We start from the raw sequence: 14,614 nt of genomic DNA on the forward strand, positions 1-14,614 counted from the left end.
GCGCTTTACCGCTGTAAAGAGAGGCCGGCCCGTCATACGACGGGCCGGCCTTTTTTGTGTCCGCCGTTCACCGCTCGTGCTGTTTAGCGATAAAAACCGATGAAAAGCACACAAAACGATCTTGTGCACCTGTCACATCTGACAGGTTACGCCACGTGCCATTGTTGGTAGCGTCGATTCAACTACGCCACAGCAACTGCACCGGACGCAATCATGGCCGACCAAGAGCTCAGCATCGTTACGCCCTCCATCGCCAAAAGCTCGACAATCGCCACCATTGGCAAGAGTTGGGGCAGCGTCGGCCAGACCGGAGCCGCATCGTTCGAGCTGCCAATTCCGCTTTCCGCCGGGCGTGGCTATGCCCCTCAGATGTCCCTCGGTTACAGCAGCCAGGACGGGAATGGACCCTTCGGGTTCGGATGGAGCCTGGGCGTGAGTCAGATAAGCCGGCGCACCGACAAGGGTGTGCCGCGTTATACCGAGCACGACGAGATCGTCGGGGCGGATGGCGAGGTGTGGATGCCGGAGCTTGAGGCCGACCGCAACATCAAGTCACGCCTTGAGTCCACGTATGACGGCGTCGTCATTGGCCCGCACAACGTGGTGCGCTACTGGCCGAAAGTAGAAAGCGACTTTGCTCTGCATGAGCTGTGGCAGCCGACGACCGGCCAAGCGCCCTTCTGGCTGGTGCATGGCAGCGACGGTTCGCTGCTCATCTACGGCAAAACCCCGGCATCACGCCGTGCCAGTGCCGATCCGGATAACCCGCTGCGCATTAGCGCCTGGTTGCTCTGCGAGAGTATGAACCCACACGGCGAGCACATCGCCTATGTGTACAAGGCTGACGACCAGAGCCCCGACTCGGTCATCGATTACGGCATCCAGCGCTATCTCGAACGGGTGTGCTACGGCAATTTCACCGCCAGCAAAGACTTATACGCCTGGACGGTGGAAAACCTGGCCGATCTGGATTGGCATTTCCAATTGCTGTTCGACTACGGTGAGCGAACCACTTCGCTGACCGAGGTTCCGGCCTACGACGGCGCAACGCTGCAGCCCTGGCCCGTGCGGGCAGATCCCTTCTCGACCTACGGCCAAGGCTTTGAAGTCAGGACCCGCCGCCTCTGTCGGCAAATGCTGATGTTTCATCACTTCCCGCCCAGCCAAGGGGATCAACCGGTGCTGGTGCGGCGTCTGTTGCTGGAACACAGCGATGCCACGCCGCACTGGCCGCTCAGCCAGATCAGCGCCGCGCACTATCAGGCCTTCGATGCCAGCGGCATGGTGGAAAACACACCACCGGTCGAGTTCGAGTATTCCGCTTTCGAGATCAATCAGATCCCCACTCGCCTGTTCGAGACGGACCATCAACCGGGCATCGAGGATGGCCGGTTTTATCAGTGCGTCGACCTGTACGGCGAAGGCGTGCCAGGCTTCTTGTTCCGCTACGACAAATGCTGGTACTACCGCGAACCGCTGCGTGCAGAGGACGGAGGCGATGCCATCGGCTATGGCCCGTGGACGGCGCTGGACCTCATCCCGGTTGCCGATCGCAATCGTCCGGTACAACAACTGCTCACCGACCTGACGGGTGACGGGCGCCTCGACTGGGTCACAGCAGAGCCCGGACGCGCCGGTTTCCGCACGCTTGAAGCGACGGGTAAATTCGCCAACTACCTCACCTTCAATGCCTTCCCGCTGGAGTTTTTCCACACGCTGTCGACCTTGGGCGACCTGAGTGGTGATGGTCTGAATTCGATTGCCATGATCGGGCCGAAATCGGTGCGGCTTTACGCCAACCGACGCGAACAGGGTTTCGCCCCGGCCGAAGAGGTGGCGCACGAACCGGCCAATGACCGCTTGCCGTTGTTCAGCAATACCGCCACTGAACTGGTGCTGCTCGGCAATCTGCTGGGCAGCGACATGCCCGAACTGTGCCGCATTCGACACAACGAAATCCGCTGCTGGCCCAACCTCGGTCACGGCCGCTTTGGCGAGGGCCGCAAGATCAGTGACCTGCCCTTCGCCTACGAGCAATTCGATTCGTCGCGAGTGCGCCTCGCCGACCTCGACGGCTCCGGCGCATCGGCGCTGATCTACCTCAAAAGCGATGTTTTCGAGATCTATCTGAACCGTGGCGGCAACGGCCTGGAGCAAACGCCGATCAGCGTGCCATGGCCCGAAGGTGTGCGTTACGACCGTTTGTGCCAGGTGAACTTTGCCGATCTGCAAGGCCTCGGTTGCGCCAGCCTGATACTCACCGTAACGCACATGAAGCCGCAGCACTGGCGCTACGATTTCGTCGCGGCCAAACCGTATCTGCTGACGGCCAGTAACAACAACATGGGCTGCAGCACAAGCGTGGTCTATCGCAGTTCGGCACAGGAATGGCTGGACGAGAAACAACAGTTGATTGCTCTCAAACGCCCAGCGGTTTCGCATTTGCCGTTTCCGGTTACCGTGGTGAAAAAACAGCAGCAACGGGATGAGATCACGGGCAATTGTCTGACGCAGTCGTTCACCTGGTGTGAAGGCGTGTACGACAGCAACGCACGCAAGTTCGGCGGTTTCGGCTGTCTGAAGCAAACCGACAGCGAGAGCGCCACCGGCGATGACGCCGTCGGCTTCAGCCAGCCGGTGCAGGTCCGCACTTATTTTCTTAGCGCGTTATCCATGGATCGGTCGCGTGATTTTTATTTCGACGGGGACAAGGAGGCTGTCGCGCTTGGTAAAACCTTGTTCAGTCTCAGTCCGGCCGACGGGGAATTCGATCAACCGATCGAGCCCCACAATGACGATACCCGATACCAGATTGCCCGGGCGCTGGCCGGCTCTGTTGCGCGCGTTGAAACGTACGCCTTAGCCGATGTGGATAAGCCGGGCGCTATCCCGTACGCGGTGCAGGAGCTGCGCTATCTGGTGCGAGAAATCCGTCGAAAGGACCAGTACGCATCCGCTGTTTTGCTGCCAATGACTCTGGAAACGATCAACTACCAGTACGACCGATTCATGAACGATCCGTTGTGCAGCCATGAGGTCAATCTGCGTTGCAACGAATTTGGTTCGCCAACGCAGGCCCTGCAAGTGAGCTATGCGCGGCGACTGGCTGCAACGGACACACCGCCCTTTACCGATCCCGATGAACAGCAGTGGTGGCGCGACGCGCATGATGAGGCGCAGCAGTCGTTTTATCTGAGTGAAACTCGTGCGCAAACCATTAACCTGACAACGGATTTTCAGAAGTGGCGGCTGGGCTTGCCCTACTTGCAGCGCGGCAATGCACTGGTGCTGCCCAAAGGCACACTGCCGACCGGGCTCACGCCGGCGCAAGTATCGTTTGAACAGTTGGCGTTGCATCAGGATTCGTCCCACTGGAATACCGCGCGGCTATTGACCACTCAGTCCGTGCAACGCTACATGAGCACCGATGGCGCTGCGCTGGCGGACGGCGTCGCCGAGTTCGAAGCACTGGCAGGTCCGCTGGAATTGGCGCAACTGGACAAGACCGCGCTGGATGCCTACAGCGTCCTGCCGCCCCCCTTCAACATTCATACGGAGTTGATGAAAATCGGCTACACGCCGATGCCGTTTCGGTTTGAAGCACCAACCCCGTTCGATGCAGAACCCGCCCTGTACTCGGCGCACTTCGGGTTTGCCGAATACGCAGGCCTTGATAAGTTCTACAAAGTGCGCAGCTACCGGGAAACCCCCAGCCACGGCCACACCAAGGCCCAATACGATGACTACAACCTCGCTATCACCAGCGTCGTGTTGCCCGATGGCTGTACCACTCGCATCGTCTACGACTACCACGCCCTGCAACCGCAGAAAATCATCGACGCCAACGAGAACACTCAAGAGGCCATTTACGAACCTTCTGGCCAGCCGCTGGCGACCAGTTTCTGCGGCACTGAAAACGGTGAATGGGCAGGGTTCTGCCCGCTGAGTGAATACAAACGTCCCGAGGATCTGCGGCCGGACCTGGCCATAGCCGATCCGGAGGGCGCGGTGCAAAAAGCCGCCAGCACCCTGCGCAAAGACTTGTTCAGCTGGATGGGGCAGATTCCCCTCAGCGACAGCTCCAGCAGCGAATGGATCGCCAGCGGCTATCTACTGCCCAGCGGCCATATTCGGGCCAGCGCACGCCAACGGCTCGCACGTCGCAGCACGCTGACCGCGGCAGAACAGGCGTTGCTCGAAGCGATCACATCGGCCTGGCGCGAGCCTGTGCACAGCGTCGTGCTCAGCGCCGACCGCTACCCCTACGACGAGGTGAAGGCGCAAATCCAGATCATCAAGGCCTGTGTCGACGGCTTCGGCCGAGCCCTGCAAACCCAGCAACTGGTTGACCCGGGCATGGCGTACAAAGTGGTGGATGGCGCGCTCGTCATTGAGGATGGCAAGTATGTCGAGGTATACGCCGACCCGAGGTGGCGCATCAGCGCTCGGGTCGAATACAACAACAAGGGCTTGGCGGTCCGCGAGTATCGACCGCTTTTCGTCGATACCCATGGCTACGTCAACGACGAGTCACTGCACGAACTGGGCTATTTCGATCAGCTGTGCTACGACCCATTGGGACGCATGATCAAACTGATCAACGCCAAGGGCGACTTCTCTTGCAAGATCTATCATCCGTGGTACCAAACCAGCCTGGACTTCAACGACACCGCTGAAGCAGCACCGGACAATGGGCGTTTACGCTGATGCACGCCAGCGTGCACTGGCGCACGCCATCACTCACGGTGAATGATGGTCGTGGCCTGCCGATTCGGCAGATCGGCTACCTGCGCAGCGTCGCCGGGGAGCCTGCAATCGCGCTGATCACCCGCCAGGGTTACGACGTGACCGGGCGCAACGTGACGCAACAGGACCCGCGCTTGACCGTGCCAAACCTTGTGATGGTTCACGGATTGGGCGGCCAGGTGCTGAAAGTCGACAGCGTCGATGCGGGCTGGCGCCTCAATTTTCCGGGGTTGGCCGGTGAGCCACTGGAGCGCTGGGACGAGCGCTGCAGCCATTGGCGCACGACCTTCGACACTCGGTTGCGTGTGGTGACAGTGGAGGAAAACGGCCAGGCCGATGTCGATATTTTTACCTACGCCGATGCCACGGCGGATTCCGGGCAAAACCGGCGCGGGCAGTTACTGGCACAAAAGGACGCGTCTGGTACGTTGCACATGGACAGCTATGGTCTGCTCGGCCAACCGCTGAGAGAAACCCGCACTTTTTTTGATGGCGAGGCGTTCACCAGCCAGCGCATTTTCAGTCCACTGGGCGCGGTGCTGGAACAGACCGACGCCGGCGGGCATCAACAGCAATCGCGCTATGGCCTGACCGGGCACCTGAAGCAGGTGCGATTACGACTGAGCGGTAACACTGATTGGCAACCGGTGATATTCGATATCCGCTTGAACGCTGCCGGGCAGATCACCGAGCAACGTGCTGGCAACGAGGTGATCAGCCAGTGGACTTACGATCCGGCCAATGGTCGCTTGCGGAGCCAGTCCAGCCGCAAAGGCAGCGATCCGGTGCTGCAAAGTTTCGAGTACAGCCATGATCGCGTCGGCAACATCACCCGTATCGAGGACCACACCTTCCAGACGGTCCATTACGCCAACCAGGTTATCGACGGCCACCGCGACTTCACCTATGACTCCCTCTACCGACTGACTCGCGCCACCGGCTACGACGACAGCCCGCCATCAGATATCCCTGGCCTGCCACAGCCAACCGATCCGAAAAAACGCCTCAATTACACCCAGACGTATCAATACGACAACGGCGGTAATCTGCTCGAACTGCGCCATGTGCGCGCTGACGCCAGCTACACGCGACAGATGCGCATGGATGCGAACAGCAACCGTGGCGTGCGCTGGCAACCGACCGATCCTGAACCGGACTTCGATCAACTGTTCGACCGCCACGGTAACCTTCTGGCCGTACAACCCGGCCAACCACTGAAATGGAACGCTCGTGACGAACTGCAAAGCGTCACCCGGATTCACCGCGAAGACGGTCGCGCCGATGCCGAGCACTATCACTACAGCGCGGGTGCCCGAGTATTCAAGCGCCATGAAACCTTTGCCGGTACCACCGGACACTTTCATCAGGTGCGTTACCTGCCAGGGCTGGAAATCCGTACGAAAGACAATGGCGAAGAGTTGCACGTCATCAGTGCAGGCAGTGCGCGCTGCCTGCACTGGGTAAAAAATCCACCTTCAGGTGTGCAGCGCATTCAACTGCGCTATAGCCTTGTCGACCATTTGGGCTCCTCTGTGATGGAACTCGACGAGCACGCAAAAACCATCAGCCACGAAGGCTACTACCCGTTTGGCGCCACCGCGTGGCTGGCCGCGAAATCGGCGATTGAGGTCAGCTACAAGTTCGCGCGTTATAGCGGTAAGGAAATGGATATCAGTGGGTTGTATTACTACGGTGAACGGTATTACGCGCCCTGGTTACAGCGCTGGATAAATCCCGATCCGTCAGGCTCGATAGACGGCCTGAACCTTTACTGCATGACGGGGAACGACCCGATCAACTTTATCGATAGGCAAGGGACGACGAGGACAGCGGCGCAAACAGTGACCCTTACAATAAGTCCTGATCCCTCGACGCCCCCGGAATCAGTGAGTAATCCACGCGACAATCCGCCTCCACTGCCGCCACCTGAACCCAGTAAACCCTGGAAACTGAGGGCCAGGGACACCGCCCGCAACGCCGCCAATTCGAGAGTCGGTCTGGCACTGCTTCCAACCGGTGGATCATCGCCGGCCACTGGAGCCATGGTTGCAGCAATGGTTGCCAGTGTTGGGCAGGTCGTCGTGCATTCCACACTCTTTAATCCAGGTTGGTCCCCTCCCGGAAGCTGGGATCCGGCAACCGGTGGCGGCTTGCCGCCTGCAGAAGTCACTCAGGATGCCAACCGAATGTTCAATCAAATCAACGTCGCTGCCACCCTTGCCGCCACGTTGGCAGGAGCGGTGCTGGGACCGATAGTGGGAGGTTATGTCGACGATTTGAGAAACACCCAAAATATAAGAGCAAAGAACGCCAAGGCAGAAAAAATGATCGACAGGATCGACGGCCTGATTGCCGAACACCGCGTGATGGACCAGGTATCCAGGAAGGCGCAAAACGCACTGCGTGATCAGGTTCTGGAAGTTGAAGAGCTGACGGGGATTACCTGGGACTCCATGAATCAGCTGGAAAAAATAGGCCGATTACGACCTCTGGAGAGCGCTGTAGAGGTGTCCACGCAAACTGTAGCCGTTGATCGACAAGTACGTTTGCGCGTCCCGATGAAAGCGCGCAAATTAGCCAAGCGCTGAGGGCTACAGAAGTTTCAGTGTTCTTGTTTCTTGCGACGGGCGCCATGCTATGGTGCCCGCCCGACTCCTACCTTGCTCGCCCCCGTATGCCGCCGACTTCCCGTACCCTGCGTCTGTCGTTGTATACCCTGCTGATCATCGCTGGTGCGGCGCTTGCCGCAACGCTTGCCATCCGCCACGCCGAACGTCAGGCGCTGGAAGAAGATGCGGCCCGGGCCAACCAGCAACTGGCGCTCTATGCCAATTCGCTGCACACCCTGATCGACCGCTATCGCGCCCTCCCCGCCGTCCTGGCCCTGGACCCGCAATTGCGCTCGACACTGGCCGGCCCCGTCGATGCCGAGTTACAAACGGTACTGAATCTGAAACTGGAAAAGATCAACGGCGCGGCGCAGTCCTCGACCCTTGAACTGCTCGATCAAACCGGCCTCGCCGTCGCCGCCAGCAACTGGCGTCTGCCCAGCAGCTATGTCGGCCACAATTATGGCTTTCGACCGTACTTCAGCCAGACCCGCACCCAGGGCACCGGGCGTTTTTACGCGGTGGGCGTGACCAGCGGAATTCCCGGTTACTTTCTCTCCAGTGCGGTGCTGGGCGACAACGACCAGTTCCTCGGGGCGATGGTGGTCAAACTAGAGTTTCCCGAACTTGAGCGGGAATGGAGCCAGGGCAACGACACCTTGCTGGTCAGCGATGCGCGCGGAATCATTTTTATCGCCAACCAGCCCGGCTGGCGGTATCGCTCGTTGCGCCCCTTGAGTGCCAGCGATCAGGCCGAAATCAAGACGACGCGCCAGTACGACAAACAGTCGCTGACGCCACTGACTCATCTGTCGCTGCGCCGCTTCGATGACAACAGCGACCTGCGCCGCGTCGAAGGCCCGCAAGGGACGGCGGACTATCTGTGGGAGTCGCTGCCACTGACCACCGAAGGCTGGACCCTGCATCTACTGCGCCGCCCGCAAGTGGCTTTCGAAGACCTGCGCAACGCCGGGCTCGCTGCCGCTGGCGTATGGCTGGCGCTGGTGTTTTTGTTGCTGTTCCTCAATCAGCGCTGGCGCCTGTCGAAGGTCCGTCAACGCAACCGCGAAGAACTCGAGCAACTGGTCGAAGAACGCACCCGCGAACTGCGCACTGCGCAAGAAGGCCTGGTGCAGTCAGCAAAACTTGCCGCCCTCGGCCAGATGTCCGCCGCCCTGGCCCATGAAATCAACCAGCCGCTGACCGCTCAGCGCATGCAACTGGCGACTTTGCGCCTGCTGCTCGACCATGGCCGCGTCGATGACGCCTACAAGGCCCTGAAACCGGTGGACGAGATGCTCACGCGCATGGCCGCCCTCACCGGTCACCTGAAAACCTTCGCACGCAAGAGCCCCGGTGGTTTACGCGAGCGTCTGGATCTGGCGACGGTGGTCGATCAATCCCTGCAATTGCTCGACGCGCGCCTGCGCGACGAACAGGTCAGCCTGGTGCTGCACCTGACCCGCCCGGCGTGGGTGCGCGGTGATGCGATCCGTCTCGAACAGGTGTTGATCAATCTGCTGCGCAACGCCCTCGATGCCATGCAGGGCAAACCGTGCAAGCGCCTGGAAATTCGTCTGCAAGCCGACGAGCAATTGTGGCGTCTGAGCGTCATCGATAATGGCGGCGGCATTGCCGAAGAGCATCTGGGCCAGGTGTTCGACCCGTTCTTCACCACTAAACCTGTAGGTGACGGCCTCGGCCTGGGGCTGGCGGTATCCTTTGCCATCGTGCACGAATCCGGCGGTCGTCTGAGCGTCGAGAATGGCGACAGCGGTGCGACGTTCATCCTGACTTTGCCGATTGATCTGGAGGCACACAACTGATGCTCAACTCGGTGATGGTGGTCGATGACGAAAGCAGCATTCGCAGTGCCGTCGAGCAGTGGCTGAGCCTGTCGGAATTCGAGGTGCAACTGTTCAGCCGCGCCGAAGAATGCCTCGCCGCCCTGCCCGCGCACTTTCCCGGGGTGATCCTCAGCGACGTGCGCATGCCCGGCCTTAGTGGCCTGGAACTGCTGGCCGAGGTGCAGCGCCGCGACGCCGACCTGCCGGTGATTCTGCTCACCGGTCATGGCGATGTGCCGATGGCGGTCGAAGCGATGCGCGACGGTGCCTACGACTTTCTGGAAAAACCGTTCAGCCCGGAGACCTTGCTCGGCAGCCTGCGCCGGGCGCTGGAGAAACGCCGACTGGTCCTGGAAAACCGCGCCCTGCACGAGCAGGCCGACAACCGCGCCAAACTCGATTCGACGTTGCTCGGCGTGTCCCGTGGCTTGCAGACGTTGCGTCGGCAGGTATTGGATCTGGCAGCGTTGCCGGTCAATGTGTTGATTCGTGGCGAGACTGGCAGCGGCAAGGAACTGGTTGCGCGTTGCCTGCATGACTTCGGCCCCCGGGCGGACAAACCGTTCGTGGCGCTCAACTGCGCGGCGATCCCTGAACAACTGTTCGAAGCCGAGCTGTTCGGCCATGAGAGCGGCGCGTTTACCGGCGCCTCCGGCAAGCGCATCGGCAAGCTGGAATACGCCGATGGCGGCACGCTGTTTCTCGATGAAATCGAAAGCATGCCGCTGGCCCAGCAAGTGAAATTGTTGCGGGTATTGCAAGAGCAGAAGCTTGAGCGACTGGGGTCGAACCAGAGCATTCGCGTGGATTTGCGGATTGTTGCGGCGACCAAACCCGACTTGCTCGACGAGGCGCGTGCCGGGCGTTTCCGCGAAGACCTCGCGTATCGCCTCAACGTTGCCGAGCTGCGTTTGCCGCCGCTGCGCGAACGCCGCGAAGACATTCCGTTGCTGTTCGAATCATTCGCCCAAAGTGCGGCGCAGCGCCTGGGCCGCAGCTTCCCACCGTTGACGGCTGCACAGCTGAGTCATCTGCTCTGCCATGACTGGCCGGGCAATGTGCGCGAACTGGCGAACGTCGCCGAACGACAGGTGCTGGGCCTGGATGAACCGGCACCGGGAATTGATCCGGGGCAGTCGCTGGCGGCGCAACAGGAAGCGTTCGAGGCGCAGTGTTTGCGCGCGGCACTGACGCGGCACAAGGGTGATGTGAAAGCGGTGCTTGAAGAGCTGCAACTGCCGCGGCGTACGTTCAATGAAAAGATGCAGCGGCATGGGTTGAGCCGGGAGATGTTTGTCGGCCCTTGAAGAGCAAAAGATCGCAGCCTGCGGCAGCTCCTACAGAGCTCCGGTGTCCGCATCATTTGCGCATGACACTGAACTTGTAGGAGCTGCCGCAGGCTGCGATCTTTTAAGCGAAAATCCGCTCAACACCCACCCAACATAAGCGGATTTTCGCTCATCAAAACCCGCTACCCCTTCTAAACCGCCCCTCTCCCCGTTGGCACAGCTCCTGCTATAGCCCCCGCAGGCTGCGTTTTAACGCGCTCCACAAAAACAATTAAACGAAGGATCCTTCAATGGATAACTCCAACGCCCTGCCACTTGGGTCGGCTGCCGCGCCGGCCAAAGAAAGAACCACCGCCAGCCGGATCAAATCGATCTTCAGCGGTTCCGTTGGCAACATGGTCGAGTGGTACGACTGGTACGTCTACGCCGCCTTCTCGCTGTACTTCGCCAAGAGCTTTTTCCCTGCTGGTTCCTCCACCGCACAATTGATGAACACCGCTGCGATCTTCGCCGTGGGCTTCCTGATGCGCCCGATCGGTGGCTGGCTGATGGGCCTGTACGCTGACAAAGTCGGACGCAAGAAAGCGTTGATGGCCTCGGTGTACCTGATGTGCTTCGGCTCGCTGATCATCGCGTTGAGCCCCAACTACGCCACCATCGGCATCGGCGCGCCGATCCTGCTGATCTTCGCCCGTCTGTTGCAAGGCCTGTCGGTCGGCGGCGAGTACGGCACCTCCGCAACGTACCTGTCGGAAATGGCGACCAAGGACCGTCGCGGCTTCTTCTCCAGCTTCCAGTACGTGACCCTGATTTCCGGCCAGCTCATCGCCCTCGGCGTATTGATCGTGCTGCAACAGACACTCACCACCGAGCAGTTGTACGCGTGGGGCTGGCGCATTCCGTTTGCCATCGGCGCGCTGTGTGCAGTGGTCGCGCTGTACCTGCGTCGCGGCATGGAAGAAACCGAGTCGTTCACCAAGAAAGAGAAGTCCAAGGAAAGCGCAATGCGCACCTTGATGCGTCACCCCAAGGAGCTGGCCACCGTGGTTGGCCTGACCATGGGCGGTACGCTGGCGTTCTACACCTACACCACCTACATGCAGAAGTACCTGGTGAACACCGTCGGCATGAGCATCTCCGACTCGACAACCATTTCTGCCGCCACGCTGTTTCTGTTCATGTGCCTGCAACCGATCATCGGTGGCCTGTCGGACAAGATCGGTCGTCGTCCGATCCTGATCGCCTTCGGTGTGCTGGGCACGATTTTCACCGTGCCGATCCTGATGACTCTGCACACCATCCAGAGCTGGTGGGGCGCGTTCTTCCTGATCATGGCGGCGCTGATCATCGTCAGCGGTTACACCTCGATCAACGCGGTGGTCAAAGCCGAGTTGTTCCCGACTGAAATCCGCGCCCTGGGCGTCGGCCTGCCATACGCACTGACCGTGTCGATCTTCGGCGGTACCGCCGAATACATCGCACTGTGGTTCAAGAGCATCGGCATGGAAACCGGTTACTACTGGTATGTGACGGCGTGCATCGCTGTGTCGTTGCTGGTGTACATCACCATGAAGGACACCCAGAAGCATTCGCGGATCGTCACTGACTGACTGATTGACTGACTGAACGTCACGCAAGATCAAAAGATCGCAGCCTTCGGCAGCTCCTACAGGGGTTGTCGGAGGCTGCGATTTTTTGTTTCCGGCGATTAATCACCGGTTAATTCTGCCTCGGCATCCTGTGCCTACCTGATCGATTACCTGCGCGACGTTCGCTCCTGATGATGGAAGCCATTAAATGCGTCGCCCTTAACATCAAGTTAATCGATAGTTTTTAGCATTATTTTGCGCTTTTTAATCAATTTAGTTGGCGTAGCATGAAACCCATGCAAGACACACCCGCCAACGAATCTGGAGTAACGAACATGAAAACCAAACTGATCCTCGCCCTAACCCTGTCCGTACTGGCCGCCAACACCTTTGCTGCCGACGGTTTTGATCGCACTGGCTCGGCCGTTGCCGCCGATGGTTACGACCGCACAGGCTCCGCCACTGTTGCTGCTGACGGTTACGACCGCACTGGTTCCAACACTGTTGCTGCTGACGGTTATGACCGCACCGGTTCTGCCACTGTTGCTGCTGACGGTTACGACCGCACCGGTTCTGCCACTGTTGCTGCCGACGGTTACGATCGCACTGGTTCTGCCACTGTTGCTGAAGATGGCTATGACCGGACTCAATCCGCTTCCATCAGTTAAGCGCCGCTGTACAGCGCACAGCCCGGCTTCGGCCGGGCTTAGTCATTTCTGGGGGATGGCAATTTTATGAAATCACTGGAGAACCTGTGGGAGCTGGCTTGCCAGCGATGGCGGACTGCCAGTCGACATTAATGCCGCATGAAAAAATGCCATCGCTGGCAAGCCAGCTCCCACAGGTTGCCCATTAAATGGAATATCTGTGGCTGACTGGAAATTGCCTCAATGTGCTTGCACTATTAGCCGCCAGCCCCAGCCCCTCAGGAACACACGCCATGCCCGATGACATCCACTTCTACGAACCCGCCAACGGCCACGGCCTGCCGCACGATCCGTTCAACGCCATCGTCGGCCCACGTCCCATCGGCTGGATTTCCTCGCAGGATGCCAACGGCCAGTTGAACCTGGCGCCGTACAGCTTCTTCAACGCGTTCAACTACATTCCGCCGATCATTGGCTTCTCAAGCGTCGGGCGCAAAGACAGTCTCAACAACATCGAGCAGACCGGCGAATTCGTCTGGAACCTCGCCACTCGTCCGCTGGCCGAACAGATGAACCAGAGCTGCGCGATGGTCGCGCCAGAGGTCAACGAATTTGAACTGGCAGGCCTGACGACCGTGGCGTCGAAAGTGATTTCAGTGCCACGCGTCGCCGAAAGCCCGGTGTCCTTCGAGTGCAAGGTCACGCAGATCATTCAATTGCAGCGCGCTGATGGCGAGACAGTACCGAGCTGGCTGATCCTCGGCGAAGTGGTCGCCGTGCATATTGCCAAGTGGCTGTTGAAAGACGGGGTCTACGACACCGCCGCGGCAGAACCGATTCTGCGCGGCGGCGGGCCGGCGGATTATTTCCAGTTGGGACCTGAAGCCCTGTTCAAGATGTGGCGTCCGGGCGCGGCGAAGTAACGAATTACCAGATCAACTCGGCGTCTTCGGTGACGCCCTTGAGGCGGTCCAGCTCATGGATGGCGGCCTCATCGGCCGCGATGGCGCCGGGGAACACCTGATCTTCCAGCAGTTTGTGAAAGCGTGGCGCACCGCCGTCGACCAGGGCCTTGACCGCGATTGCCGCGTAATAGCCCTTGTTGCCACCCAGTTCGACGGGGACAACTGCGGATACTGCTTCGAAGTGTTCGAACTCTTTACGTGCCATGTCGCAAGTCCTGGCTCAGTCAATTAAGCCGGACATTAAACCCTCAACCGACGAGTTTGTGTATCGGTGCTGAACACTGGCCGAGCGCCTGCGCCGCCGAGACATCCTTGAAGGTGTGGAAATCCAGACTGTTGACCACCAGTTCCTGCACCAGCTCGGCGAAGATTTCCATCGCCGGACTGTTGAAGTAAGCGGTCATCATCTGCTGATTGCTCCAGAAGCCGGAGACCAGCCACAACTCGGGGTCACACTGCGAATGCTGCAAGGCAAAGCTCAGGCAACCGGGGGCGGCACGAGAAGGATCGATCAACGCGCTCAGGCGTACACCGAGTTCGGCCGAGCGTCCGGTGCGCGCTCGTACGAAGGCCATATGACTGACGGGAATCTGCTTGGACATGTTCAACCCTCCCAGGGAGTCGCGTGGCAGCCGGGGGGAGGCTGCGACAGGATCCAAGGTTAAGGGCCGCGTGCCAGACGCCGTTAGTCGATTCCTGCCGCCCTGTTGCACAATCCTGCGAAAGTAGTTGCAACACCGTCACACAGGCTTTGTGCAGGAGCTGCCGAAGGCTGCGATCCTTTGACCTTTAAAAATCAACAGATCGCAGCCTTCGGCAGCTCATACAGGGTTCGACGACAAATCAACGCCGCGCCCCCGTGCAGAATCAGGCAAGCATTTGGCAGGATGTGTCTACCGCTGGTGCTTGCACAAACATATGC

General features: G+C 59.6%; 9 protein-coding genes. 7 read left to right on the forward strand and 2 right to left on the reverse strand.

Going from position 1 to position 14,614, the window contains the following annotated elements; all coding sequences use genetic code 11:
• The first annotated feature begins 213 nt into the window (after positions 1–213).
• The 7 genes from AB4P97_RS17090 (at position 214) to AB4P97_RS17120 (ending at position 13,650) form a co-directional block, all read left to right on the forward strand.
• Positions 214–4,707 carry a SpvB/TcaC N-terminal domain-containing protein gene (locus AB4P97_RS17090; RefSeq protein ID WP_395601382.1) on the forward strand — a complete coding sequence of 1,498 codons (4,494 nt, stop codon included), beginning with the start codon at positions 214–216 and terminating at the stop codon, positions 4,705–4,707.
• Positions 4,707–7,334: an RHS repeat-associated core domain-containing protein gene (locus tag AB4P97_RS17095; RefSeq protein WP_052491566.1), complete on the forward strand. Its 2,628-nt coding sequence runs from the start codon at positions 4,707–4,709 to the stop codon at positions 7,332–7,334. Before AB4P97_RS17090 ends, AB4P97_RS17095 begins: the two co-directional genes overlap by 1 nt.
• Before the next feature lie 86 nt (positions 7,335–7,420).
• The gene (locus AB4P97_RS17100) at positions 7,421–9,181 is read left to right on the forward strand and encodes an ATP-binding protein (protein ID WP_395601383.1); all 1,761 of its coding nucleotides are present in this window, start codon (positions 7,421–7,423) and stop codon (positions 9,179–9,181) included.
• A complete protein-coding gene (locus AB4P97_RS17105; RefSeq protein ID WP_395601384.1) occupies positions 9,181–10,509 on the forward strand; it encodes a sigma-54-dependent transcriptional regulator in 1,329 nt (442 codons plus the stop codon). Before AB4P97_RS17100 ends, AB4P97_RS17105 begins: the two co-directional genes overlap by 1 nt.
• Before the next feature lie 272 nt (positions 10,510–10,781).
• A complete protein-coding gene (locus tag AB4P97_RS17110) occupies positions 10,782–12,101 on the forward strand; it encodes an MFS transporter (protein WP_042560683.1) in 1,320 nt (439 codons plus the stop codon).
• A gap of 314 nt (positions 12,102–12,415) precedes the next feature.
• The gene (locus AB4P97_RS17115; RefSeq protein WP_395601385.1) at positions 12,416–12,748 is read left to right on the forward strand and encodes a hypothetical protein; all 333 of its coding nucleotides are present in this window, start codon (positions 12,416–12,418) and stop codon (positions 12,746–12,748) included.
• Between the two features lie 272 nt (positions 12,749–13,020).
• Positions 13,021–13,650 (forward strand): flavin reductase family protein, encoded by a 630-nt coding sequence (locus tag AB4P97_RS17120; protein WP_042560685.1) that lies wholly within the window; start codon positions 13,021–13,023, stop codon positions 13,648–13,650.
• A 4-nt stretch (positions 13,651–13,654) separates the two neighbouring features.
• On the opposite strand, the gene AB4P97_RS17125 is transcribed toward AB4P97_RS17120, so the two are convergent.
• Positions 13,655–13,897, reverse strand: a complete 243-nt coding sequence (locus AB4P97_RS17125; RefSeq protein WP_395601386.1) for a hypothetical protein — start codon at positions 13,895–13,897, stop codon at positions 13,655–13,657.
• Between the two features lie 43 nt (positions 13,898–13,940).
• Positions 13,941–14,294 carry a putative quinol monooxygenase gene (locus AB4P97_RS17130; RefSeq protein WP_042560687.1) on the reverse strand — a complete coding sequence of 118 codons (354 nt, stop codon included), beginning with the start codon at positions 14,292–14,294 and terminating at the stop codon, positions 13,941–13,943.
• Between the last annotated feature and the right edge of the window lie 320 nt (positions 14,295–14,614).

Source organism: Pseudomonas sp. A1230 (genome assembly GCF_044218825.1).
GTDB classification, from domain to species: Bacteria; Pseudomonadota; Gammaproteobacteria; order Pseudomonadales; family Pseudomonadaceae; genus Aquipseudomonas; species Aquipseudomonas iridis.